20 protein-coding genes are annotated in these 21,378 nt (G+C 60.9%); 14 read left to right on the top strand and 6 right to left on the bottom strand.

What is annotated here, in order from left to right:
• Positions 1-86: 86 nt before the first annotated feature.
• On the bottom strand, positions 87-1,031 hold the full coding sequence (locus AB4136_RS05100) for a hydrogen peroxide-inducible genes activator (RefSeq protein WP_024924660.1): 945 nt from the start codon (positions 1,029-1,031) through the stop codon (positions 87-89).
• A gap of 230 nt (positions 1,032-1,261) precedes the next feature.
• Here AB4136_RS05100 and katG point away from each other — a divergent pair, with 230 nt between their 5' ends.
• Entirely contained in the window at positions 1,262-3,445 is a 2,184-nt protein-coding gene (gene katG, locus AB4136_RS05095; RefSeq protein WP_024924661.1) for a catalase/peroxidase HPI, read from the top strand.
• Between the two features lie 100 nt (positions 3,446-3,545).
• On the opposite strand, the gene AB4136_RS05090 is transcribed toward katG, so the two are convergent.
• The gene (locus AB4136_RS05090; protein WP_024924662.1) at positions 3,546-4,223 is read right to left on the bottom strand and encodes an MIP family channel protein; all 678 of its coding nucleotides are present in this window, start codon (positions 4,221-4,223) and stop codon (positions 3,546-3,548) included.
• A 177-nt stretch (positions 4,224-4,400) separates the two neighbouring features.
• Here AB4136_RS05090 and AB4136_RS05085 point away from each other — a divergent pair, with 177 nt between their 5' ends.
• From AB4136_RS05085 to AB4136_RS05060, 6 genes are all read left to right on the top strand, one after another.
• Positions 4,401-5,690, top strand: a complete 1,290-nt coding sequence (locus tag AB4136_RS05085) for an RsmB/NOP family class I SAM-dependent RNA methyltransferase (protein WP_024924663.1) — start codon at positions 4,401-4,403, stop codon at positions 5,688-5,690.
• Between the two features lie 103 nt (positions 5,691-5,793).
• On the top strand, positions 5,794-6,252 hold the full coding sequence (locus AB4136_RS05080) for a PaaI family thioesterase (protein WP_024924664.1): 459 nt from the start codon (positions 5,794-5,796) through the stop codon (positions 6,250-6,252).
• A 109-nt stretch (positions 6,253-6,361) separates the two neighbouring features.
• Positions 6,362-7,006 carry a 5'-methylthioadenosine/S-adenosylhomocysteine nucleosidase gene (locus AB4136_RS05075; protein ID WP_036254379.1) on the top strand — a complete coding sequence of 215 codons (645 nt, stop codon included), beginning with the start codon at positions 6,362-6,364 and terminating at the stop codon, positions 7,004-7,006.
• Positions 7,007-7,097: 91 nt separating this feature from the next.
• The gene (guaA, locus tag AB4136_RS05070; protein ID WP_024924666.1) at positions 7,098-8,654 is read left to right on the top strand and encodes a glutamine-hydrolyzing GMP synthase; all 1,557 of its coding nucleotides are present in this window, start codon (positions 7,098-7,100) and stop codon (positions 8,652-8,654) included.
• A 293-nt stretch (positions 8,655-8,947) separates the two neighbouring features.
• Positions 8,948-10,204, top strand: a complete 1,257-nt coding sequence (locus AB4136_RS05065) for a tyrosine-type recombinase/integrase (RefSeq protein ID WP_065997779.1) — start codon at positions 8,948-8,950, stop codon at positions 10,202-10,204.
• A 43-nt stretch (positions 10,205-10,247) separates the two neighbouring features.
• A complete protein-coding gene (locus AB4136_RS05060; RefSeq protein WP_167523839.1) occupies positions 10,248-10,412 on the top strand; it encodes a hypothetical protein in 165 nt (54 codons plus the stop codon).
• On the opposite strand, the gene AB4136_RS05055 is transcribed toward AB4136_RS05060, so the two are convergent.
• Positions 10,366-10,665: a helix-turn-helix transcriptional regulator gene (locus AB4136_RS05055; RefSeq protein WP_083237725.1), complete on the bottom strand. Its 300-nt coding sequence runs from the start codon at positions 10,663-10,665 to the stop codon at positions 10,366-10,368. The two genes, AB4136_RS05060 and AB4136_RS05055, sit on opposite strands and share 47 nt — an antisense overlap.
• Positions 10,666-10,800: 135 nt before the next feature.
• On the opposite strand from AB4136_RS05055, the gene AB4136_RS05050 reads away from it, so the two are divergent.
• The gene (locus tag AB4136_RS05050; RefSeq protein ID WP_245317488.1) at positions 10,801-11,361 is read left to right on the top strand and encodes a Rid family hydrolase; all 561 of its coding nucleotides are present in this window, start codon (positions 10,801-10,803) and stop codon (positions 11,359-11,361) included.
• Here AB4136_RS05050 and AB4136_RS05045 read toward each other — a convergent pair.
• The 3 genes from AB4136_RS05045 to AB4136_RS05035 all read right to left on the bottom strand — a co-directional run bounded on the left by AB4136_RS05045 (position 11,358) and on the right by AB4136_RS05035 (position 14,457).
• Positions 11,358-12,230 (bottom strand): isocitrate lyase/phosphoenolpyruvate mutase family protein, encoded by an 873-nt coding sequence (locus AB4136_RS05045; protein ID WP_065997724.1) that lies wholly within the window; start codon positions 12,228-12,230, stop codon positions 11,358-11,360. The two genes, AB4136_RS05050 and AB4136_RS05045, sit on opposite strands and share 4 nt — an antisense overlap.
• Positions 12,231-12,240: 10 nt before the next feature.
• Positions 12,241-13,440 (bottom strand): pyridoxal phosphate-dependent aminotransferase, encoded by a 1,200-nt coding sequence (locus tag AB4136_RS05040; RefSeq protein ID WP_065997721.1) that lies wholly within the window; start codon positions 13,438-13,440, stop codon positions 12,241-12,243.
• Between the two features lie 93 nt (positions 13,441-13,533).
• Positions 13,534-14,457 carry a LysR family transcriptional regulator gene (locus tag AB4136_RS05035; protein WP_017865986.1) on the bottom strand — a complete coding sequence of 308 codons (924 nt, stop codon included), beginning with the start codon at positions 14,455-14,457 and terminating at the stop codon, positions 13,534-13,536.
• Positions 14,458-14,583: 126 nt separating this feature from the next.
• Between AB4136_RS05035 and AB4136_RS05030 the strand changes: the two genes are divergently transcribed.
• From AB4136_RS05030 to AB4136_RS05005, 6 genes are all read left to right on the top strand, one after another.
• Positions 14,584-16,107 carry an alkaline phosphatase family protein gene (locus AB4136_RS05030; RefSeq protein WP_065997719.1) on the top strand — a complete coding sequence of 508 codons (1,524 nt, stop codon included), beginning with the start codon at positions 14,584-14,586 and terminating at the stop codon, positions 16,105-16,107.
• Positions 16,107-17,264, top strand: coding sequence for an ABC transporter ATP-binding protein (locus tag AB4136_RS05025; RefSeq protein ID WP_065997775.1), 1,158 nt, complete (start codon positions 16,107-16,109; stop codon positions 17,262-17,264). The genes AB4136_RS05030 and AB4136_RS05025 overlap by 1 nt, the downstream gene beginning before the upstream one ends.
• Positions 17,264-18,193 (top strand): carbohydrate ABC transporter permease, encoded by a 930-nt coding sequence (locus AB4136_RS05020; protein ID WP_065997714.1) that lies wholly within the window; start codon positions 17,264-17,266, stop codon positions 18,191-18,193. Before AB4136_RS05025 ends, AB4136_RS05020 begins: the two co-directional genes overlap by 1 nt.
• A complete protein-coding gene (locus AB4136_RS05015; protein ID WP_137901739.1) occupies positions 18,190-19,017 on the top strand; it encodes a carbohydrate ABC transporter permease in 828 nt (275 codons plus the stop codon). The genes AB4136_RS05020 and AB4136_RS05015 overlap by 4 nt, the downstream gene beginning before the upstream one ends.
• 31 nt (positions 19,018-19,048) lie before the next feature.
• On the top strand, positions 19,049-19,981 hold the full coding sequence (locus AB4136_RS05010; RefSeq protein WP_083237717.1) for a TauD/TfdA dioxygenase family protein: 933 nt from the start codon (positions 19,049-19,051) through the stop codon (positions 19,979-19,981).
• A 141-nt stretch (positions 19,982-20,122) separates the two neighbouring features.
• Positions 20,123-21,340, top strand: coding sequence for an ABC transporter substrate-binding protein (locus AB4136_RS05005; RefSeq protein WP_167523848.1), 1,218 nt, complete (start codon positions 20,123-20,125; stop codon positions 21,338-21,340).
• The last annotated feature ends 38 nt before the right edge of the window (positions 21,341-21,378 follow it).

The raw sequence follows: 21,378 nt of genomic DNA, 5'->3' as shown, positions 1-21,378 counted from the left end.
AGCCGTGAAACTTTCCGGGGCAGGCGTCGTGCCGGCGCACCATGATCATGGTGTCAAACTCGCTTCAGCCAAAATCTGGATGCGCTTTATGAGACGGCGACCTGAGATGAGCTGCTGACTTGGTGGACATGCGTTGGTTCTTCGCGCACGCTTTTCAGCACTTGGGCCAAGGCCTTGCATTCCGCCTGGCGGTGCCCGTTGCGGCGCCAGGCCAGCGCTACGGTGCGTGACGGCATAGGCTCGGTGAAGGGCACGACGCGAAGATCGGGCAGCGCTGCGGTCGGCGCCACCGCCATCTCCGGCACCAGTGTCACGCCGAAGCCATGTCCGACCATCTGCAGAAGCGTGGTCAGGCTGGTTGCGCCATAGTTGGCCATGGCGGTGGGGCGCACGCTGCCGCACAGTTGCAGCGCTTGATCGCGCAGGCAATGGCCTTCTTCCAGCAGCATCAGCCGTTCCAGCACCGGGCTCTCTGGCGGTACCGGCGGCGCCACCAGATCGGGCTCCGCGCGCGGTACCGCCAGGAAGAAGCGGTCCTCGAATAGCGCCTCGGCCGTCAACCCTGGCTGGTCGAGCGGCAGCGCCGCGATGAAAGCGTCGAGGCTGCCCAGCGCGGTTTCCTCGGCCAGCGTGTCGGTTACCGCCTCGCGCAGTTCGAGCCGCAGGTCGGGATAGCGCTGCCGCAGTTGCGGAAGTACCGAAGGCAGGAGATAGGGCGCCACCGTCGGGATGATGCCGAGCCGGAAGCGGCCTTCCAGCGCCTTGCGCCCCGCCATGGCAGCTTCTTCCACGTCGCGCGTGGCCGCCAGTGCCCGCGCGATCAGCGGCAACAGCGTAAGCGCTTCCGGCGTCAGGATGGCGTTGCGGCCGGAGCGGTCGAAGAGTTTGCAGCCGAGCTTTTCCTCCATGTCGGCAATCTGCGCGGAAAGCGCCGGCTGGCTGATGCCGCACAGGACGGCGGCACGCCCGAAATGCAGCGTCTGGACCAGTGTCTCGAAATACTGCATCTGCCGCAGAGTGAGTTTTATCATAAGAAAAACCTATCGGAAAAAACACAAAAGGCAATTTGCTTTTATAGAATGAAGCACTTAGGTTGCCTGCGTTCCACAATTCGGCGGGCGCCTCGCGGCAGCTCTTCGGCAACCCACCCAGTTCGAGGGAGGCAGCCATCGTCAGCCTCTCTCCAGATCGAAATCTGCCGTGCGCCCCGCGAAAGGGCTTGTGGCCTGGCCTCGTTTGAAATTCACGATTGGAGAAAGAAATGGACGCGAAGACCGACGACAAAAGCGCAGGCAAATGCCCGTTCAGCGGCCATGGACCGAAGAACAACGACTGGTGGCCGAACCAGTTGGACATCCAGATCCTGCATCGGCATTCCAACCTGTCCGACCCGATGGGTGAGACGTTCGACTACGCCAAGGAATTCGAGAGCCTCGACCTCGATGCAGTCATTGCGGATGTGAAGGCCCTGATGACGGATTCGCAGGATTGGTGGCCGGCCGACTTCGGCCACTATGGACCGCTGTTCATCCGCATGGCCTGGCACAGCGCCGGCACCTACCGCATCGGCGATGGCCGTGGCGGCGCCGGCGCCGGGCAGCAGCGTTTTGCCCCGCTGAATTCATGGCCGGACAACGTCAACCTCGACAAGGCGCGCCGGCTGCTTTGGCCGATCAAGCAGAAATACGGTCGCAAGCTCTCCTGGGCCGACCTTTTGATCCTGGCCGGTAACGTTGCGCTGGAATCTATGGGCTTCAAGACCTTCGGTTTCGCCGGTGGCCGGGCCGACGTCTGGGAACCGGAAGAGCTCTACTGGGGTCCCGAAGGCGCCTGGCTCGCCGACGAGCGTTACTCCGGCGATCGCGACTTGCAGAACCCGCTCGGCGCCGTGCAGATGGGCCTGATCTATGTGAATCCGGAAGGGCCGAACGGCAAGCCGGACCCGCTGGCCGCAGCGCGGGACATCCGCGAAACCTTCGCGCGCATGGCGATGAATGACGAGGAGACCGTCGCGCTGATCGCCGGCGGCCACACCTTCGGCAAGACGCACGGCGCCGGCGATGCGAAGCTGGTTGGACCGGAGCCGGAAGCCGCCGGCATCGAGCAGCAGGGTCTGGGCTGGGCCAACGCTTTCGGCACCGGCAAGGGTGGCGACGCCATCGGCAGCGGCCTGGAAGTCATCTGGACGACGACGCCGACCAAATGGACCAACAACTTCTTCTGGAACCTGTTCGGCTACGAGTGGGAACTGACCAAGAGCCCGGCCGGCGCACACCAGTGGACGCCGAAGCATGGCATGGGCGCCGGCACCGTGCCGGACGCGCACGACAAGGGGAAGCGCCACGCACCGTCGATGCTGACCACCGACCTCGCGCTGCGTTTCGACCCGGCCTACGAGAAGATCTCGCGGCGCTTCTACGAGGATCCGGACGCGTTCGCCGATGCCTTCGCACGCGCCTGGTACAAGCTGACGCACCGCGACATGGGTCCCCGCGCCCGTTATCTCGGCCGGCTCGTGCCGAAGGAAGTGCTGGCCTGGCAGGATCCGATCCCGGCGGTCGATCATGCGCTGGTCGACGAAGCTGATATCGCCGCGCTAAAGGCCAAACTCCTGGCGTCCGGCCTGTCGGTGTCGCAGCTGGTGTCGACCGCTTGGGCATCGGCCTCGACCTTCCGCGGCTCCGACAAGCGCGGTGGCGCCAACGGTGCACGCATCCGGCTTGCGCCGCAGAAGGACTGGGCGGTCAATCAGCCGAGCGAACTGAACGCGGTGCTGCAGAAGCTGGAAGCGATCCAGGCGGAGTTCAATGCCGCGCAGTCCGGCGGCAAGAAAGTGTCGCTCGCCGACCTGATCGTGCTCGGCGGTGCCGCCGCGGTCGAGAAGGCGGCCAAGGATGCGGGCCAGGCGGTCACTGTGCCGTTCACGCCCGGCCGCATGGACGCATCGCAGGATGAAACCGACGTCCACTCCTTCGCGCCGCTCGAACCGGTCGCCGATGGTTTCCGCAACTACAGCCGGGGCGCTCACCGCCTCTCGGCGGAGACGCTGCTGGTCGATAAGGCGCAGCTGTTGAACCTGACGGCTCCGGAGATGACCGTGCTGCTCGGCGGCCTGCGTGTCCTCGGCGCCAATGTCGGGCAGTCCACGCATGGCGTGTTCACCGAACGGCCGGAGACGCTGAGCAATGACTTCTTTGTCAACCTGCTCGACATGCGTACCGAGTGGCGGCCCTCTGCCACGGACGGCGTGTTCGAGGGGCGCGACCGCGGCACCGGCGAGGCCCGGTGGACGGGCACGCGCGTCGACCTGATCTTCGGTTCGCACGCGCAGTTGCGCGCGCTCGCCGAAGTCTACGGCAGCGCCGACGCGAAGGGGACGTTCGTGAAGGATTTCGTGGCGGCCTGGAACAAGGTGATGAACGCCGACCGCTTCGACCTCGTCTGAGCCGGCTATACAAAAAAGAACAGGCGCGGATCGCTCCGCGCCTGTTTTGTTTTTGGAAAGTTGGCGACGGCGCCCGTTAGGCGCCGTGCTTGCCCTGCTTTCAGTCTTTCTCGAACATTCCGGTCTTGGCGACGATACCAGCAATGGCGCCGCCGATCAGCGGAGCGACGATGAACAGCCAGAGCTGGCTGATAGCCGCGCCGCCGGTGAACAGCGCCGGGCCGATCGAGCGCGCTGGGTTGAGCGAGGTTCCCGTCACCGGGATGATGGCGAAATGCAGACCCGCCAGCGTCAGGCCGATGACTAGGCCGGCGAAGGCCGTCGTGTGCTTGCCGCTGGTGACCCCTAGAATGACCGTCACGAAGGTGAAGGTTCCGATAAGCTCCCAAAGGAATGCCGAGCGGATGCCCCATTTCGTCTCGTCCCATCCGTTGGCGCCGAAGCCGCCGGTATGGCCGCCGACTTGTCCCGAAACGATGAGCCACAGCGCCAGCGAAGCGATGATGGCGCCGATGATCTGGGCAATCCAATAGGGGATCACGTCTTTTGCCGGCATGCGGCCAGCGAGGAATACGCCAAGCGTCACCGCCGGGTTGAGATGCGCGCCCGAGATTGGTCCGATCGCATAGGCCGCGGCGATGAGGCCGATGCCGAAAGCCAGTCCAATGCCTTCCTGCCCGAGCGGCAGCGCGCCACCGAAACCACCGGTCACGACCGAGGCCGTGCCGATAAACACCAACAGAAATGTACCCAGAACTTCAGCCAAGTAAGATTTCATAGTCCCCTCCTCGAATGGCCCTTGCCAACCGTGGACAAGAGCCGCGAATCGCAAGCGAAAGCCTATGTCCAAGTCGATGCGTTGAAAAGCGTCGCCGGTTGCGCCAGTTCGCCGGCTTGTGCATTCGGGTTGCGCCGGTTACAGCAGGGTTGAAATCAATCATTTGCGGCAGGACGAATGCGACTGGGCGGGCGGCTGGCGGCAGCCATAGAAGTGCTGGAGGATATTGGCCGCAGGCATCGCCCGGCGGCGGATGCCTTGCGGGACTGGGGCCTGTCGCACCGCTTCGCCGGCGGCGGCGACCGCGCGGCCATCGGCAACATCGTTTACGACGCCCTGCGCCGCAGGCGCAGCGCCGGCTGGCTGCTGGGCGACGACACGCCGCGCGCCACCGGTTTCGGCGCGCTGCTGCTGGAATGGGGACAGACCGCGCAATCGCTCAATGCCGCGCTTGAGGGTGACAAGTTCGCGCCTTCGCTGCTGAGCGACGCCGAGCTTGAGACCATCGCCGCGCGCAGGCTGGCTGATGCCCCGGGCGAGGTGAGAGCCGATTGTCCTGATTGGAGCGTGCCGCTGCTCGAGACAGCCTTCGGCGAGGCCTGGGTGGAGGAGGGGGCGGCACTTGCCGCGCGACCACCGCTCGATCTCAGGGTGAACACGCTGAAGGCCGAGCGCGCCAAGGTTCTGGCCGAGCTCGCCGAAACAGGTGCCGAACCGGCGCATCTCGCCACCGAAGGCATCCGCATCGCACCGATTGCTGGCGACGGCCGGCATCCGAACGTCCAGGCAGAGCCGGCTTTCCAGAAGGGCTGGTTCGAGGTGCAGGACGAAGGCTCGCAGATCGCGGCCGAGCTGACCGACGCCAAGCCGGGCATGCAGGTGCTCGACTATTGCGCCGGCGCCGGCGGCAAATCGTTGGCGCTGTCGGCGGCGATGGAGAACAAGGGGCAGATTTTCGCGCATGATGCCGAAAAGCAGCGGCTGGCACCGATCTTCGACCGCATCCGCCGTTCCGACAACCGCAACGTTCAGGTGGTCGCTCGCGAGCAGGAACTGGCGCCTCTGACCGGCCACATGGACATCGTGTTGATCGATGCGCCCTGCACCGGCAGCGGCACCTGGCGGCGGCGGCCGGATGCCAAATGGCGGCTGACGCGCCGCCAGCTCGACGCGCGCAAGGCTGAGCAGTCGGCCATCCTCGATACCGCGAAGGCCTTCGTGAAGCCGGGTGGGCTGCTGGTCTATGTCACCTGCTCGGTCTTTCCCGAGGAGAATGACGAGCAGGTCACGAACTTCCTGGGTCGCGACAACACATTCGCGCCGATCGATCACACGGTGCTTTGGCAGTCTCGCTTCCCAGGGCATGCCGCGTCGGCCCGCATTGCCGTAGGGGGCGGCATCTCGCTGTCGCCGGCATTGAGCGGCACGGACGGCTTCTATTTCTGCGCGCTGCGCAAGGCAGGTTGACCATTCATCGGTTTGCTGCGATGCAGCACAACCATTGCCTGGGAGCCTGGCCTCTGCGATAAGCCGGCTATGCCGAATTCCTTCGGTCTCCAGGGCTGTTGTCATGAGCGCCAAGATCGTCCCCGCCCCGAATTATGAAGAGCGCGTCAGGACCTCCTTCGCGCGCCAGCAGGCCATGGCCACCATCGGCGCCGAACTGACGCTGGTGACACCCGGCATCATCGAGATCGAGATGCCTTATTCGGCGGCTCTCACCCAGCAGCACGGCTTCCTCCATGCCGGCGTGATCTCGACGGCGTTGGATTCGGCCTGCGGTTATGCGGCCTATTCGCTGATGCCGGAAAACTCGGGCGTGCTGACCATCGAGTTCAAGGTGAATCTGCTGGCGCCTGGCAAGGGCGAACGGTTCCTGTTTCGCGGTTCCGTCACCAAGCCCGGTCGCACCATCATCGTGGCAGACGGCCAGGCCTATGCCTTCGCCGCCGACGGCGAGGCCAGGCTGATCGCCACCATGACCGGCACCATGATGACGGTGACTGGGCGCGAGGGGATCGAAGGGTGAGCAGCCGATTCCCGAAGCGAATTCGTCGTGCCGCTGACACGACGAGAGGTTACTGACACGGGGCGTTGCGAGGTCGCGGCCTCTTTGGCCTTGAGGGTGGTGAAACGTCTTGAGCGAGAAATCCGCAGACTTGTCCGTCAAGCTCGGTGGTCGGCGTGTCCTGTTCGTCATGGCTGCCGATGCCGAATATGGCCCGCATCTCAAGCGTCTGTTCACGCCGTACATGACCGGTGTCGGACCGGTCGAGGCCGGTGTCCGTCTTGGTGCCGAACTCGCCCGATTGAAGGCGGAAGCGATGTTGCCGGATTTTGTCGTCTCGCTTGGCTCGGCCGGTTCGCGCCGGCTGGAGCAGACCGGCATCTACCAGGCAACTTCGGTCGCCTATCGCGACATGGACGCCTCGGCGCTCGGCTTTCCGAAGGGCATCACGCCGTTCCTGGATCTGCCGGCTGTTTTGCAATTGCCGCATCAAATTCCGGGAATTGCCGGCGCCTCGCTGTCGACCGGCGCAAACATCGTCTCGGGCGCGGCCTATGACGCGATCGCCGAGGACATGGCCGACATGGAGACCTTTGCCTGCCTGCGCGCCTGCCAGTTGTTCGGCGTTCCGCTGATAGCATTGCGCGGCATTTCGGACGGTGCCGCCGAACTCAAGAATGTCGGCGACTGGACCGAATACCTTCACGTCATCGACGAGAAGCTGGCCGATGCGGTGAGGCTTCTGGAGACCGCGCTCCGCTCGAACACTCTTTAGATCGAGGCGGTCTGGTTTGCCTGGTCGTCGCGACTGGGCTGCGACGCGGCACCCCATTGCGCCGGACTGCTTCTTTCTTTAAAGGCTCGCCATGACGACACATCCCGACACCGTTCTCATCATCGACTTCGGCAGCCAGGTCACGCAGCTGATCGCCAGGCGCGTGCGCGAAGCCGGCATCTATTGCGAAATCGTGCCGTTCCAGTCGGCCGACGAGGCCTTCAAACGCATCCGCCCCAAGGCGGTCATCCTCTCGGGCAGCCCGCATTCCACCGTCGATATCGGCAGCCCGCGCGCGCCGGACGCGGTCTTTTCCGCCGGCATTCCGGTACTCGGCATCTGCTATGGCGAACAGACCATGTGCGCCCAGCTCGGCGGCAAGGTGGAAAGCGGCCATCATCGCGAGTTCGGCCGCGCCTTCCTAGAGGTTGAGCAGGAATGCGCGCTGTTTGACGGCGTCTGGGCCAAGGGTACCCGCCATCAGGTGTGGATGAGCCATGGCGACCGCGTCACCGCGCTACCGCCGGGCTTCAAGGTTGTCGGCACATCGACCGGTGCTCCCTTCGCGGCGATCGCCGACGAAGGGCGCAAATTCTATGCCGTGCAATTCCATCCCGAAGTCGTGCACACGCCCGACGGCGCCAAGCTGTTGCGCAACTTCGTCAACAAGATCGCCGGCCTTACCGGCGACTGGACCATGAAGGCCTATCGCGAACATGCCGTCGAGGCGATCCGCAAGCAGGTCGGCAAGGGTAAGGTCATCTGCGCACTGTCGGGCGGCGTCGATTCTTCCGTCGCCGCTCTGCTGATCCATGAGGCGGTTGGCGACCAGCTGACCTGTATCCTGGTCGACCACGGCCTGATGCGAAAAAACGAGGCGGCCGACGTCGTCGCCATGTTCCGCGAGCATTACAATCTGCCTCTGATCCTGGTCGACGCATCCGACCGTTTCATCTCGGCGCTGGAAGGCGAGTCCGACCCGGAAAAGAAACGCAAGACCATCGGCCGCCTGTTCATCGAAGTGTTCGAGGAAGAGGCGAAGAAGCTGGGTGGTGCCGATTTCCTTGCCCAGGGCACGCTTTATCCCGACGTCATCGAGAGCGTGTCCTTCACGGGTGCCACCTCGTCCACCATCAAGTCGCACCACAATGTCGGCGGCCTGCCGGATCGCATGAAGATGCAACTTGTCGAGCCGCTGCGCGAGCTGTTCAAGGACGAAGTGCGCATCCTGGGCAAGGAGCTAGGCTTGCCGGAAAGCTTCATCGGCCGCCATCCGTTCCCAGGGCCAGGGTTGGCCATTCGTTGTCCGGGCGGCATTACCCGTGAAAAACTGGAGATCCTGCGCGAGGCCGACGCGATCTATCTGGACGAGATCCGCAAGGCAGGCCTCTACGACGCCATCTGGCAGGCCTTCGCCGTGCTGTTGCCGGTGCAGACGGTGGGCGTGATGGGCGATGGCCGTACCTACGAATTCGTCTGCGCGCTGCGCGCCGTAACCTCTGTCGACGGCATGACGGCCGACTTCTACCACTATGACATGGAATTCCTCGGCCGCGCCGCGACCCGTATCATCAACGAAGTGCGCGGCATCAATCGCGTCGTCTACGACGTGACCAGCAAGCCGCCGGGAACCATCGAATGGGAATGATTCAGGCCTATCCGGAAGCCGCCGATTTTACGCCGGAGTTCGATTTAACGCACTGAAATATAATAGTTTTGTCGATTGTGCCTATCGATACCTATCGGTGGGCATAGTTCGCATGTACCGTCACAGCTGACGGCCCTTGCCTATATTGATTGCTGCCGATTTTGAAAGTACCGTCACGGGAAATGAGGCCGGTGACGGTACTTATTTTGGCCTAAGCCATTGCGAACACGCGCATTTTTTCAGCACTGGCCCCCAAAAACCGCATGACGGTACTTTTCGGAGGTGGCACGGCAATGCTGACGGATGCCGCAATTAAGGCCCTGAAACCAAGCGAAAAAATTTACAAGGTCGCCGATCGCGACGGCATGTATGTCCGCGTCATGCCGTCTGGAGCCATATCTTTCCGGCTGGACTACCGGATGAATGGCCGACGCGAGACGGTCTATCTCGGCAAGTATGGGCGTGATGGTATCACTCTCGCGCGGGCGCGCGAGTTGTGCCTGGATGCACGGCGGGCGGTCAGAGAGGGACGTTCACCAGCAATCGAGAAGCAGCGCGAGAAACACCGCCTGAAAGAGGCCAAGAGCTTCGGCGAGTTCGGCGAGAAATGGTTGATGAATGCTTCGATGGCGGACAGCACCAGAGCCATGCGCCGCGCCATATTCGAACGTGAGCTCCTCCCCGTGTGGCGCAATCGCCTGCTTGCGGAAATCACGCCAGACGACCTGCGAGCGCACTGCGCCAAGATCGTCGAGCGCGGCGCTCCAGCCACTGCAATCCACGTGCGGGATATCCTGAAGCAGATCTACGGCTTCGCGATCCTGCATGGAGAGAAGGTGCCCAACCCAGCGGATGAGGTTGGACCCGCCGCGATCGCGACGTTCGTGCCGAGGGATCGCGCCCTATCGCCGGCCGAAATTCGTATCACGCTCAAGCAACTCGAACACGTTCCTACTCTGCCGACCATTCGGCTAGGTATGAAGCTCTACCTTCTGACAATGGTCCGGAAAAGCGAACTTCAGGATGCGGTGTGGGAGGAGGTGGATTTCGAGAATGCGGTCTGGACCATTCCAAAAGAGCGGATGAAGCGTTCGAGGCCTCACAATGTCTATCTCTCGCGCCAAGTCATGGACATTCTGATCGCCCTTAAGACCTGCGCGGGGAATTCGAGATATCTTTTGCCGTCGCGATACGATGCTGACGCGCCGATGTCGCGAGCGACCTTCAACAGAGTGACTTATTCTGTAGTCGAGCATGCCAAGAAGAACGGACTACCTCTGGAACCGTTTACGGTTCACGACCTGAGGCGCACCGGTTCTACCCTCTTGAATGAGCTCGGCTTCAACAGTGATTGGATCGAGAAGTGCCTCGCCCATGAGGATGGACGGTCATCCCGCGGAGTTTACAACAAGGCGGAATATGAGGTTCAACGCCGCCATATGTTGCAGGAATGGGCAGATATCGTCGATGCCTGGGTTGAGGGGAAGAAACGCGGTCCGATACTCGCGCCCCCCGCCACGACGCTGCTTGAGCTTGACCCATCGCTTTGACCCATCGGGTGTTCCATGGCGAACGTCAGGATGCCTGGTCCGTTTGGATGGAGCGGACGACGGTGCTTTTGCCGAGCTTGGACGTTGGCAAGATCCCGGTGATGCCGAGGGCATTCGCTTGATGGTCGATGGAATTATGCCGCGGAAAACTGATCTGGCGTTCATTTCGCCTTCGAAGTGGATCCTGCAACTCGATCCTGACCTTTGACAGGACGGATTCTCCGCTGCCTCACGTCTGGACAGAGCGCTTTGAGAATGGGCTTTGCGCGCCGCGCCGCGAGCCACGCTTGAATTTCGCCAAGATCCCAGACCACGCATCTTGGAGTTAAGGCGAAGCGTCGCGGAAATTCTCCACGCCGCTCCATTTCATAGATGGTGCTATCGGCTAGCGGGACTATCTCCCGCAACTGTTGGCGTCGGATGGTCCGCTGCAGCGTGAACTCGCCAGATGCGTTCGCCATGCTCTGCCTCCCATCGTTCAACGCCTCTCAAGTAAAGTGATCGTTCCTGAAAATTGAAAGGGGTCAGCAGGGATCGTGTGAGAACAGCGCAGTGAAGCGTGTAAATCGGCGGGTTATCGAAAGCACACTCACCAATTGGAACCGCTTCCCAGGGAGACGTGTTGGCTCAAGGCTCCTGCAAGTCGTTCCGCATGGATCCTCAGGCAAGCCGGCAAGTTTGATATCGGTGAACGCGTGTCGTCCAAAGACTGGTTGGACACCGGCTCGTTGCTGGCGATACGATATTCGGAGATGCAGTTCGAACCTATGCCAGCAGGAGCCAATCAGATGAGTGAAGCGCTGATCATCGATCGATCGAAGGGTGTTGCCGCAGGCAGGAGTTCCGGTTCGGGCTTCGGCAATCTCGTTTGGGCGGTTGCGACTTCCGACGACAAGAGTCTCGACCTCAAAGGTCAGGTCGCAGCAGCTTTCGCAAAGATAGACCGGGTGTTGGGCGAACTGGGCACAGACCGTCGGAATTTGCTGTCCGTTACGGTCTTCCTGGCAAACCTGGATGACAAGAAGGCTTTCGATATCGAATGGCTGAGCTGGGTTGGGGACAATCCCGGACATTGGCCGCAGCGCATGTGTATCGGAGCGACGCTGTCGGCCGGCACGTTGGTCGAGATCTCTGTCGTCGCGGCGCGGCCAGGCTAGCGTAGGTAGCGACGCTCATCGGAACGAACGCTTTCCATTCCTTGCAAGTGAAAAACATCTTCTACGGGCAGCAAGTCGCGATGGACTTGCTGGACGCCGCCATCCGCTATGACGCGCAGAAAGGTTTCTTTCATTGCGGTGGCAGCGGCGCGGATCGCGTAATTTCCATAGATTATCATGCGGATGTTTCCCAGCACACGTATGTCAGCCGCATTGAGCTCAGGGTAGGCGTTTGGCACAATGACCAACGGGGCGGCGCCGTTCCACGCTTTTGAGAAGCTCTCGATCTCGCCGGGATCTTTCCTCTTCGAGTGGATAAGGATCATGTCGGCACCAGCCTGCTCATAGGCGTGGGCACGCGCCAACGCTTCATCCTCACCCAGTCCGGCGATCAGCGCCTCTGTGCGTGCAATGACCAGGAAGTCAGGATCCGATCGCGTCGCCAGGGCGGCTTCGATCTTGCCCTGGAATTCTTCGACACGCACTAGGTTGTGATGGCCGTCGACCGCGAGGCTCGTCACCTTTGGGAACGACTTGTCTTCAATGACGATCGCGCTTGAGCCGGATCGCTCATATTCCCGGACCGTGTGAATGACGTTGATCGCGTTGCCGTATCCGGTGTCGACGTCGGCGACGATCGGCAAGGAGGTTCTGCCGGCAACGGCCCGAAGCATATCGAGATGTTGGGTCATCGAGATTAGGCTCATGTCGGGAAGGCCATAAAGCGCCGATAGCTCGAAGCCTGATGCCCATAATCCGTCGAACCCGGCTTGCTCGGCGAGGATCGCCGACAACGGACTGTGGGTCGCCATGACATGGACCAGCCCCTTCTCGGCCATTGCGCGGCGTAGACGTGTCGCTTTGGTCATCGTGGGATCCTCACGTCAGTGCCTCGCACGCATAGATTATCCGTTTGCAGGCCAGATCGAGTTCCGTCTGTGACGACGCATATGAGATCCGCAGAAACGATGGTGCCAGGAATGCCGATCCCGGTACGGCTGCGACGCCGAACTGGTCGAGAAGGTAGTCCGTGAAATCGACGTCGCTGGCAATGATCTTGCCTTGAGGTGTCCGCTTGCCAATCAACCCCGCACATGAGGGAAAGGCATAGAAGGCACCGTCCGGAACAGAACAGCTCAGGCCAGGCGCCCGCGCGAGCAGGCCGACGACAAGGTCCCGGCGCTTTCGGAACTCGGCCACGAAATCCGCGACATAGTGCTGATCTCCGCCGACGGCCTCGACCGCTGCGTATTGCGAGATCGAGCTTGTGTGCGATGAGGTCTGGCCCTGGATCGTGTTCATGGCCTTGATAAGGTGCGTCGGCCCGGCGGCATAACCGACGCGCCAACCCGTCATCGCGCTTGCCTTCGAGACGCCGTTGACGATCACAGTCCGCTCGAACAGGTCTGGGGCGACTGTAAGAATCGAGGCGAAAGGAACCTCGTAGACAAGTTTTTCGTAAATATCGTCCGAAAGCACGTGCACCTGCGGATGGTCTCGCAGGACTTGCGCCAACGCTGAAAGCTCATCAGAAGAATAGACTGCGCCGGTCGGGTTGCATGGCGAATTCAACATCAGCCATTTCGTGCGCTCGGTGATAGCGCCGGCCAGAGCTTCTGCAGTGAGCTTGAAACCGCGTTCCGGCTCGCACGGTACCAGCACCGCAGTCCCGCCCGCCAGAGCGACCATATCCGGATACGAAACCCAGCACGGAGTTGGGATGATGGTTTCATCACCGGCATCAAGGCTGGCATAGAGCGCGTTGAAGATGACCTGCTTGGCGCCACAACCAACAGTCACATCGTCGGCACGATAATCCACCCCATAATCGCGCTTTAGTTTGGCGCAGATTGCCTCGCGCAGCTGCGTGGCGCCGGCAACGGCAGTATAGCGCGTCAGACCCTTGCCAATGGCACGCACTCCAGCGTCGCAAATTGCCGCCGGTGTCGGGAAATCGGGCTCGCCCTGACTGAGAACAATGACATTGACTCCGCTGGTTCTCAGAGCCGCGGCGCGCGCAGTCATCGCCTTTGTTTCGGATGGGCGGACAAGCTGGAGCCGGTTTGAAAGTATCGTCATTGCAAAGACCTCGACTTCATATCGAGGCCGGTCTGCGCATTTTGTTTTTACCCATCAACTTGGGCCATCTAGCAACTGAATGCCATTCATCGACTATTTCGATGCGGCGCCCAGCAATTTGGACTTGGGTTGGTCTTCCTTGCACAAGCGCACGAGCCATCGGCAGAACATTCGCGCCAGATCCAGATTTTGACTGCGGTCGACTGCATGGGCGTGATACTGCATACCGCTCGGCGTACGGGTACCTTTGACGATTTCCAGCAATCCCTGCTTGATCAGATCCCGGACAAGGACCTCCGGGGTCACCAGAAGGCTTCTTCCGTGCGCTATCGCGGGAAGCGCCAGATAGTGATGGTCGTATCGAGCGCCCAGCTTGATGTCTTCCTGGCGGATGTCCATCCCCCGCAACCAGGTTGGAAGAGTATCTGGACGAGAGGTGATGGAGACGATCGGAACGCGTGTCACGATATCGATCTCCTTGCCGGCAACTTGTCGCGGAGAGCCGACGCAAACCAAGTCCTCGTTGAGCAGAACCCATCTGTCGGAAGGTTCGGCCAAGGCTAGATCGCGCGTAATCAGCACGTCGAAATTGTCGGCTGACGTCGGTTGGGAGAGCGTGGTGACAACGTCGACCACCGCGCCGCCGGCCTCGGTCGAAAACGCCTGGATGTTCGGGATGAGAAGCGTCGAGGCGAAGGTCGGCAGCGATGTCCTGACGAGAATTCGGTTCAGATCCGTCTGCCTGCGCTTCATGCGCTGCGCTGTAAAATAAATGGTGTCGAGCGGCTCGCTGACGGCGGTGGCGAAGAGCCTCCCGAACGCGGTGAGTTCGGAGTTGCGTCCCCGCCGCTCGACAAGTTTCGAGCCGAGATAGTCTTCGAGGACGGCCAGGTGCCGGCTCACCGCGCTTTGCGCGATGCCCAATACGACTGCGGCTCGCGTGACGCTCTTCTCACGCGCGATCACGGCGAAGGCCCGCACAGAGTTGAGCGGCAGCGATTCATGTCCCTCGGGCAAAACAGTTCCCTTTCTAAAAAACGGGGGGATCACATTGGGACGGATTTGGTTCGAATTATTCGATGATTGTCACAGGAGCGTAACAGCGGCCCGGTAGCCCAAATTCCATCAACCAGGCTCGGGCCGATGCCAGAAACCAAATTCGTAATCGTCAGTTTTGATGGGCTGCGGCCGGATCTGATCGACGATCAGCAGACACCAAATCTCGTCCGGCTCAAGAAGCTTGGCACGACGCTCGCGGCGCAGCGAACGATCTATCCAAGTGAAACCAGGACTGCTTTCCCAAGTTTCGTGACCGGAAGCACAGCAGCCGTTCATGGGATGGTCGGCAACAAATACGTCGATCGCAGCGTCAACCCGCAACGCTATATAGACACGGCTGATGCGGTCCTGCTGGATCGGCTGGATCGGGAAAGCGGCGGCCAGCTTATGAGCGCACCTACTTTGGGCGAGCTGCTTGGGCGCGCCGGTCGAAGCCTTGCGGTCCTAGCCTCCAACACGCCCGGCACGACGCGGCTCTTCCACCACAAAGCCGAGGCCTTCGGCCATGTCCGTTTGTCCGGCCATTTTCCCGAAGCCTGCACGCCCAAACATGTCCTAGACGATGTTGTTACACGTTACGGGCCCCTGCCGCCGGTCCCTCCTGTCGGGGAGCCGGACCTCGATGCGCAGACGCTGATCACCACGATCTTTCTCGACTACCTGTGGCCCGAGCGGACTCCGGACGTGACCATTCTGTCCTATGGCGAGCCGGATACCTGTTCTCACCACAATGGTACGGGTGCTGCCGCGACCCGCCGGGTGATCAAACACTGTGATGCTGAATTTGGGCGTATTCTGGACTGGTGGGAAGCCGAGGGACGGGCCGCAGGCGTACAGATCATCGCGCTGTCGGACCATGGCCACATTACCGCACATACACGCGTCTCCGTTGCCGATTGTCTTTCCGACGTCGGCTTCAATCCGGGAACCGCGCCAGCGCCGGACGTTGACGTCGTTGTCGTGCCCGGACAGGTCGGCGCTCTCTACCTTGCCGACCGCAGCAGCGAACAGCTGACACGGCTCGTCGGCGCGCTGAGCGAATTTCCCTGGGTCGGTCCAGTGTTCACGGCGCCCGGAAACGAAATCGAGGGGGTCGTCCCGGGAACCTTTGCAAGCAGCCTGGTCATGGCGAACCACGAACGGGCCCCTGATGTCTATTTTGCCTTTCGCGCGGACGACCGCAGGGATCGGTTCGGTCTCGTAGGCGGGACGTTCTACGACAATGCGAGGATGCCTGGCCTTGGCGTCCATGGCGGCTTGCACTCCAAGGAACTGGCCTCGGTCGGCATTGTCGCGGGGTCAAAGTTCCTGGCCGGTGGACACGTCTCCAAAGTGCCGTCCGGTATTTGCGACGTCGTCCCTACCATCCTTGAGGCTCTCGATATGCAGCCACCTTCGAGCATGACGGGGCGCGTGCTTTCGGAAGTGCTAGCTCGGCGATCGGCTGTCGCGCCTCTCTTGGCGAGTGTCACTCAGGTTTCCGAAATCCGGTCCGGCGGCCTCCTGCAGCGTATTCAGCGGACGCAGGTGGGATCGGCAGTCTACCTGGATGGCGGATGGGCTGAGGCTGCCGGTGCCGGCGTGATCAAAACGACAGAGGTGGCATGATGTCTGGCGTGCTGTTCACCGACATCTCGAAATCATATGGAACCAGCCAGGTTCTGTGCAATCTGAGCCTTGCTGTCGAAGACGGTGAATTCCTCACTTTGCTCGGGCCGTCGGGCTGCGGCAAGTCGACCCTCCTGCGCATACTGGCAGGTCTGGAGCCTCAAGATAAAGGCAGCGTTTCGATCGGCGGGCGCGTTGTCGACGGTTTGCGTGCAAAGCAGCGCGACATCGCGATGGTGTTCCAGTCCTATGCGCTCTATCCGCATATGACCGTCGCCGAAAACATCGGTCTGCCGCTCAAGATGCGGCGACTGTCATCCTTGCAGCGCCTGCCGCTGCTTGGGCGCTTTCTTCCGGGAACGGCACAGGCGAAAGCTGCAATCGAGGAAGAGGTCCAGCAGGCAGCCGGCGCGGTTGGAATTGATCATCTCCTGACCCGCAAGCCCGGCCAGCTTTCCGGTGGCCAGCGACAGCGCGTGGCGGTAGGTCGCGCCATGGTGCGCCATCCCGCGGTCTTCCTGATGGATGAACCTCTATCCAATCTGGACGCAAAACTGCGCGTCCAGATGCGCTCCGAAATAAAGGAACTGCATCGGCGGCTGGGCGTCACCTTCATCTATGTTACCCATGATCAATCCGAGGCGATGACGCTTTCGGATCGGGTCGCGGTGATGCTCGACGGCGAATTGCTGCAGGTGGCTCCGCCCCAGCAAATCTATGCCAATCCGACCGATCGCCGGGTCGCCGAATTCGTGGGCAGTCCCAAGATCAGCATGCTCGACGGCGTGGTTCGCCAGCGCGGTCATATCGAGGCGGGTGGAGTCAGCTTCGCCACCAATGTCGCTCTCGACATTGGTGCTGAGGTCACGCTGGGCATTCGGCCGGAAGCCTTTCATCTTTGCGACCGCAACGAACCAGGAGCGATCGCCGGAACCATCCGGCTGATCGAACATATGGGTTCCGACCTGTTTGTGCATCTCGCGCTGAACGCCGGCGAGCCACTTGTGGCACGCCTTCTGGCCGAGCGGGCTCCGCATCTTGCCCACGGCCAACTCGTCAATCTCAGCGTGCGCCCTGACCGGTTTCTGGTCTTCGATAAGGGCGGTGAACGCCTGCTGCCCGCCGCCAGCGTAACGCCCCTGAGGGAGATTGCCTGATGACGGCCAGTGTCGAGGTCTTCCCGAGCGCTCGGCCCGTGCCCAAACCCGCTTCTGCGGTTGGCGAGGCTCTGTCCGCTTATTGCCTGGCGGGGCCGGCTGCCTTTTTGCTGCTCTGCCTTTTTGTCCTTCCAATTGGAGGCGTGTTGGTCATTGCCGTGACAGACTGGCAATTCGGCGCGCGCACCATGTCCTTCGTGGGGACACGCAACTTTTCCGAACTTTTCTCCGACAAGGCCTTTCGCGCGTCGCTTGCCAACACAATCCTCTACGTGTTGATGGTGGTGCCGGGATCCGTTTTCCTGGGGCTTTTCATCGCCCTGTTGATCGAAAGCGGAAAATCGCTTCGCGCCTTTTACCGCGCCATCCATTTCATACCCTTCATGGCGACGCTGGCTGCCATGGCGATTGCCTGGGAAGCGCTGCTGCATCCCACGATCGGCCTCGTCAACCAGACGCTTTCAGCACTCGGTCTTCCGACTGCCAACTGGTTGCGCGACGAGAAGACCGTTCTGCCGGTTCTGGCCGTGATCGCCATCTGGCAGAACCTTGGCTTTGCCATGGTACTTTTCCTTGCCGGGCTGAAGTCCATCCCGCGCGATCTCTACGACGCCGCGGACATTGATGGTGCAGACAGCTGGCTCGACCGGCTGCGCACCGTTACCTTGCCGATGCTCGGGCCAGTAACGATGTTTGTCGTCATCGTCGTCGCACTGCGTGCCTTCGAAGCATTCGATACCGTCCAGATCCTCACCAAGGGCGGACCAGGCAACGCTTCAGAAGTTCTGCTCTACACGCTCTATCGCGAAAGCTTCGAATATCTGCGCACCGGCTATGGGGCCGCGGTCACCATCGTCTTTCTGACCATCGTGATCGCACTCACGCTTATTCAGGCTCGCGTCATGGACAGGCGGGTGCACTACTCATGAGAACAGATTGGCCCGGCGCGATTGCCCGCCACGTTATTTTGCTGACGACGGCCGCCCTCGTGTCGGTGCCCTTTGTCTGGATGGTATCCTTGTCCGTGAAGTCGCCGGGCGAGATTTTTCGTGGCTCCTTCTCTCTGCTGCCTCGACACTGGAATCTGGTTGAGAACTATGGTCGGGCACTGACGGCATCTCCACTGCCGAAATTCATGCTGAACGGCGTCGGCATTTGTCTGGCTATCTTGGTACTGCAGATTCTGGTGTGCGCGCCGGCCGCCTACGCACTCGCCAAACTCCAATTCAAGGGCCGCAATCTGCTGTTCGGGCTGGTGCTGATCGGTCTCTTGATCCCCCACCAGGTGTTGGCGCTGCCGCAATTCATCATGGGATACCAACTCGGCATCTTGAACACCTATGCTGCGCTGATCTTCCCATTCATCGTATCGCCATTCGGCATCTTCCTGATGCGGCAGTTCTTCAAGACAATACCGGACGATGTGGTCCACGCGGCACGGCTCGATGGACTTTCGGAGTTTGCCATCGTCTGGCGCGTCATGGTGCCGATGGCCCTGCCGGCAATCATTGCCTTTTCCATCTTCTCGGTCGTCAGCCATTGGAACGACCTGTTCTGGCCGCTGATTGCCGTTCGTTCCGAAGAAATGATGCCGCCGCCTTTGGGCATCATGACGTTCAAGAACGAAGAGGCCGGCAGCGATTACGGCCCGCTCATGGCGGCGTCGACCCTCGTCGTCGCGCCTCTCATAATCGCTTTTCTGGCCGCCCAGCGCTGGTTCGTCGAAGGCCTGACCGGCGGAGCCATCAAATGAAGCAGACATCATCAGTTCAGGGAGCAATGCAATGCCGGCCAGGTTGAGAGCGGATGTTGAAAGGCCATTTGAAATCGTCACAGGGCCAGAGATGATCGGAGGCGATGTGCAGGGCATATCTGCCGGTGACGTTTTGGACCCGGGCAATCCTTGGATTGCTGAATCCCTCAAGCGCGCCTTGAACCAATATCTCGTCCTGCGCTTCCGTAACATGCAGATGGACGATAACCAGCTTGTCGCATTTGCCCAGCTCTTCGGCCCCCTGCAGAACGACCGCCACAATCATCAAGAACCCAAGTCGAGCCAATCGGGACCCGCAGAGCTGAAGGTCCTGTCCAACGCCGTAGGACCCGACGGTCTTCCGATCGGCGACAAGGGCGCAGTCGCCCAGATCTGGCATACGGATGGATCGTTCAAACCGGCGCCGATGAATTACTCCATCCTCTATTGCAAGAAGGCGCCGGCGAACCCGCCCAGAACGGGTTTCTTGAGTGCATACCATGTGTACGAGTCGCTCACTGCGGAGTTACGGCGAGAGATTGCGCCCTTGCGTGCCATCCACAGTCTCCACAACCGTTCCCAGGGACTCTGGGACTTCTGGGAAGGACCTTCGGTGAGCGTGGAACGGCGCGCGGAGGGAACATCGCATCCGCTGGTGAGATTGCACTCCGAGACGCGCCGCCCACTGCTTTATCTGCCGCGGCGCCGCGATGCCCTGATTGAAGGCAAATCACCGGAAGAAAGCCGGAACCTGATGGAGCGGCTGTGGGCCGAGGTGTTCCGCGGTGGCGAACAATTCAGCATCGCGCTGGAAGCCGAAGATCTTGTCATTTTCGACAATCGGGCGGTTCTTCACAATCGGGAGGGCTGGGACAGCGGCCAAGAGCGGGTCGTTGTTCACATCGCTGCAGGCGAAGAAAAGCCGATCGCTGCCTATGAGCGTTCAAAGCTGTTGGACGGCTGATTGCGGGGCGGCCGATCGGACTGATCACAAAGGGGTTGAGCACGCCTGACTGCTTGACCAGAGGCGTCACCGCACGGCCCTAGGACATACTCGATCATCTTGGAGAGTTAAATGAGGATCCCGTCTATCTCTAAGTGCGCATTGGCGCTGTTCGTTGCCACCATGGGCGCGAGCCCGGCGTTTTCCGAAACCACGCTCAGGGTTCTTTACTCCAATGCCTATGTGAACAAAGACTCGATGGAGAAGCTGGTCCAGCTTTTCGAAGAGCAGAACAAAGGCACTGCGGTAAAGCTTGATGTCGTCAAGAATTACACCGAAATGACGCAGTTGATGTTGCGGTCATCTCTGACGGGAGATGTACCGGATGTCGGGTTCCAGGGGCTGAGTTTCGTAAGGTTGTTCGCCGAGCGCGGCCTGGCTGTGCCGCTTCAGGGTTTCATCGCGCAAGAAAACGGTTGGGAGAACCGCGGATATTCGCAATCCGTGATGAGCATGGCCAAAAAGGGCGAAGAGACAATCGGCATTCCATACCAACTGTCTGTGCCGATCGTCTATTTCAACATCGACCTCGTCAGGAAGGCCGGGGGCGATCCGGACAAGCTGCCGACAACGTGGCAGGGAATTTCCGACCTGGCAAAAAAGATCGATGCTCCCAGCGGAAGCATCTTCTTCGACTATACCCCGACAGCCAACTGGACATTCATCGCGCTGGTGCAATCTCAAGGCGGCCACATGATGACGCCGGACGAGAAGCAGGTGGCTTTCAATGGTCCCGAGGGGCTGGAGGCCTTCAAAACCCTGAAGGAGATTGGCCGTTCCGGAATGAAGGACATGACGCGCGATCAGGCCAAGCAGGCATTCGCCGGCGGTTCGCTCGGCATTTTCGTTACATCCAGCTCGGACATCACCCTCTACACCAAGCAAGCCGCCGGGCATTTCGAAATGCGCGTCGCGCCTTTTCCCTCGACACAGCCGAATGGAATCCTGCCGGCCGGCGGCAGCGCCATCATGATCCACACGAAAGACCCCGAGAAGCAGAAGGTGGCCTGGGACTTCGTCAAGTTCTTCACCGGACCAGACGCGCAGACGCAGATGGCGAAATCAACGTCCTATATTCCGGTCAACACCCTGGCGATCAAGGATCCCGGCCTCCTCGGCAACTACTATAAGAGCGAACCCAACCTGATGGTGGCCGTTGGCCAGTTGCCGAGCATGACGAGCTGGTTCTCGTTTCCCGGCGAAAATTCCCTGAAAGTTACTCCCGTGATCGAAGATGCGATGCGCAAGGTCCTGTTCCAGGAAACCGAGCCAAAGGATGCCCTCGATCAGATAACAAGTGCCGTCCAGGGGCTGATGTGAGCCTGCTGTCGACTCCCGGTAAGCTTGTCACTCCAGCT

It is taken from the genome of Mesorhizobium sp. 2RAF21, assembly GCF_052115345.1.
GTDB classification, from domain to species: Bacteria; Pseudomonadota; Alphaproteobacteria; order Rhizobiales; family Rhizobiaceae; genus Mesorhizobium; species Mesorhizobium terrae.
Note: the sequence above shows the minus strand (reverse complement) of the source record. Positions and strands in the feature narration are given on the sequence as shown.

Excerpts from the sequence above, each read along its gene's own strand:
- AB4136_RS05100 (WP_024924660.1), bottom strand. The coding sequence starts at position 1,031 with ATGATAAAACTCACTCTGCGGCAGATGCAGTATTTCGAGACACTGGTC.
- katG (WP_024924661.1), top strand. The coding sequence starts at position 1,262 with ATGGACGCGAAGACCGACGACAAAAGCGCAGGCAAATGCCCGTTCAGC.
- AB4136_RS05090 (WP_024924662.1), bottom strand. The coding sequence starts at position 4,223 with ATGAAATCTTACTTGGCTGAAGTTCTGGGTACATTTCTGTTGGTGTTT.
- AB4136_RS05085 (WP_024924663.1), top strand. The coding sequence starts at position 4,401 with ATGCGACTGGGCGGGCGGCTGGCGGCAGCCATAGAAGTGCTGGAGGAT.
- AB4136_RS05080 (WP_024924664.1), top strand. The coding sequence starts at position 5,794 with ATGAGCGCCAAGATCGTCCCCGCCCCGAATTATGAAGAGCGCGTCAGG.
- guaA (WP_024924666.1), top strand. The coding sequence starts at position 7,098 with ATGACGACACATCCCGACACCGTTCTCATCATCGACTTCGGCAGCCAG.
- AB4136_RS05065 (WP_065997779.1), top strand. The coding sequence starts at position 8,948 with ATGCTGACGGATGCCGCAATTAAGGCCCTGAAACCAAGCGAAAAAATT.
- AB4136_RS05055 (WP_083237725.1), bottom strand. The coding sequence starts at position 10,665 with ATGGCGAACGCATCTGGCGAGTTCACGCTGCAGCGGACCATCCGACGC.
- AB4136_RS05045 (WP_065997724.1), bottom strand. The coding sequence starts at position 12,230 with ATGACCAAAGCGACACGTCTACGCCGCGCAATGGCCGAGAAGGGGCTG.
- AB4136_RS05040 (WP_065997721.1), bottom strand. The coding sequence starts at position 13,440 with ATGACGATACTTTCAAACCGGCTCCAGCTTGTCCGCCCATCCGAAACA.
- AB4136_RS05030 (WP_065997719.1), top strand. The coding sequence starts at position 14,584 with ATGCCAGAAACCAAATTCGTAATCGTCAGTTTTGATGGGCTGCGGCCG.
- AB4136_RS05025 (WP_065997775.1), top strand. The coding sequence starts at position 16,107 with ATGTCTGGCGTGCTGTTCACCGACATCTCGAAATCATATGGAACCAGC.
- AB4136_RS05020 (WP_065997714.1), top strand. The coding sequence starts at position 17,264 with ATGACGGCCAGTGTCGAGGTCTTCCCGAGCGCTCGGCCCGTGCCCAAA.
- AB4136_RS05015 (WP_137901739.1), top strand. The coding sequence starts at position 18,190 with ATGAGAACAGATTGGCCCGGCGCGATTGCCCGCCACGTTATTTTGCTG.
- AB4136_RS05010 (WP_083237717.1), top strand. The coding sequence starts at position 19,049 with ATGCCGGCCAGGTTGAGAGCGGATGTTGAAAGGCCATTTGAAATCGTC.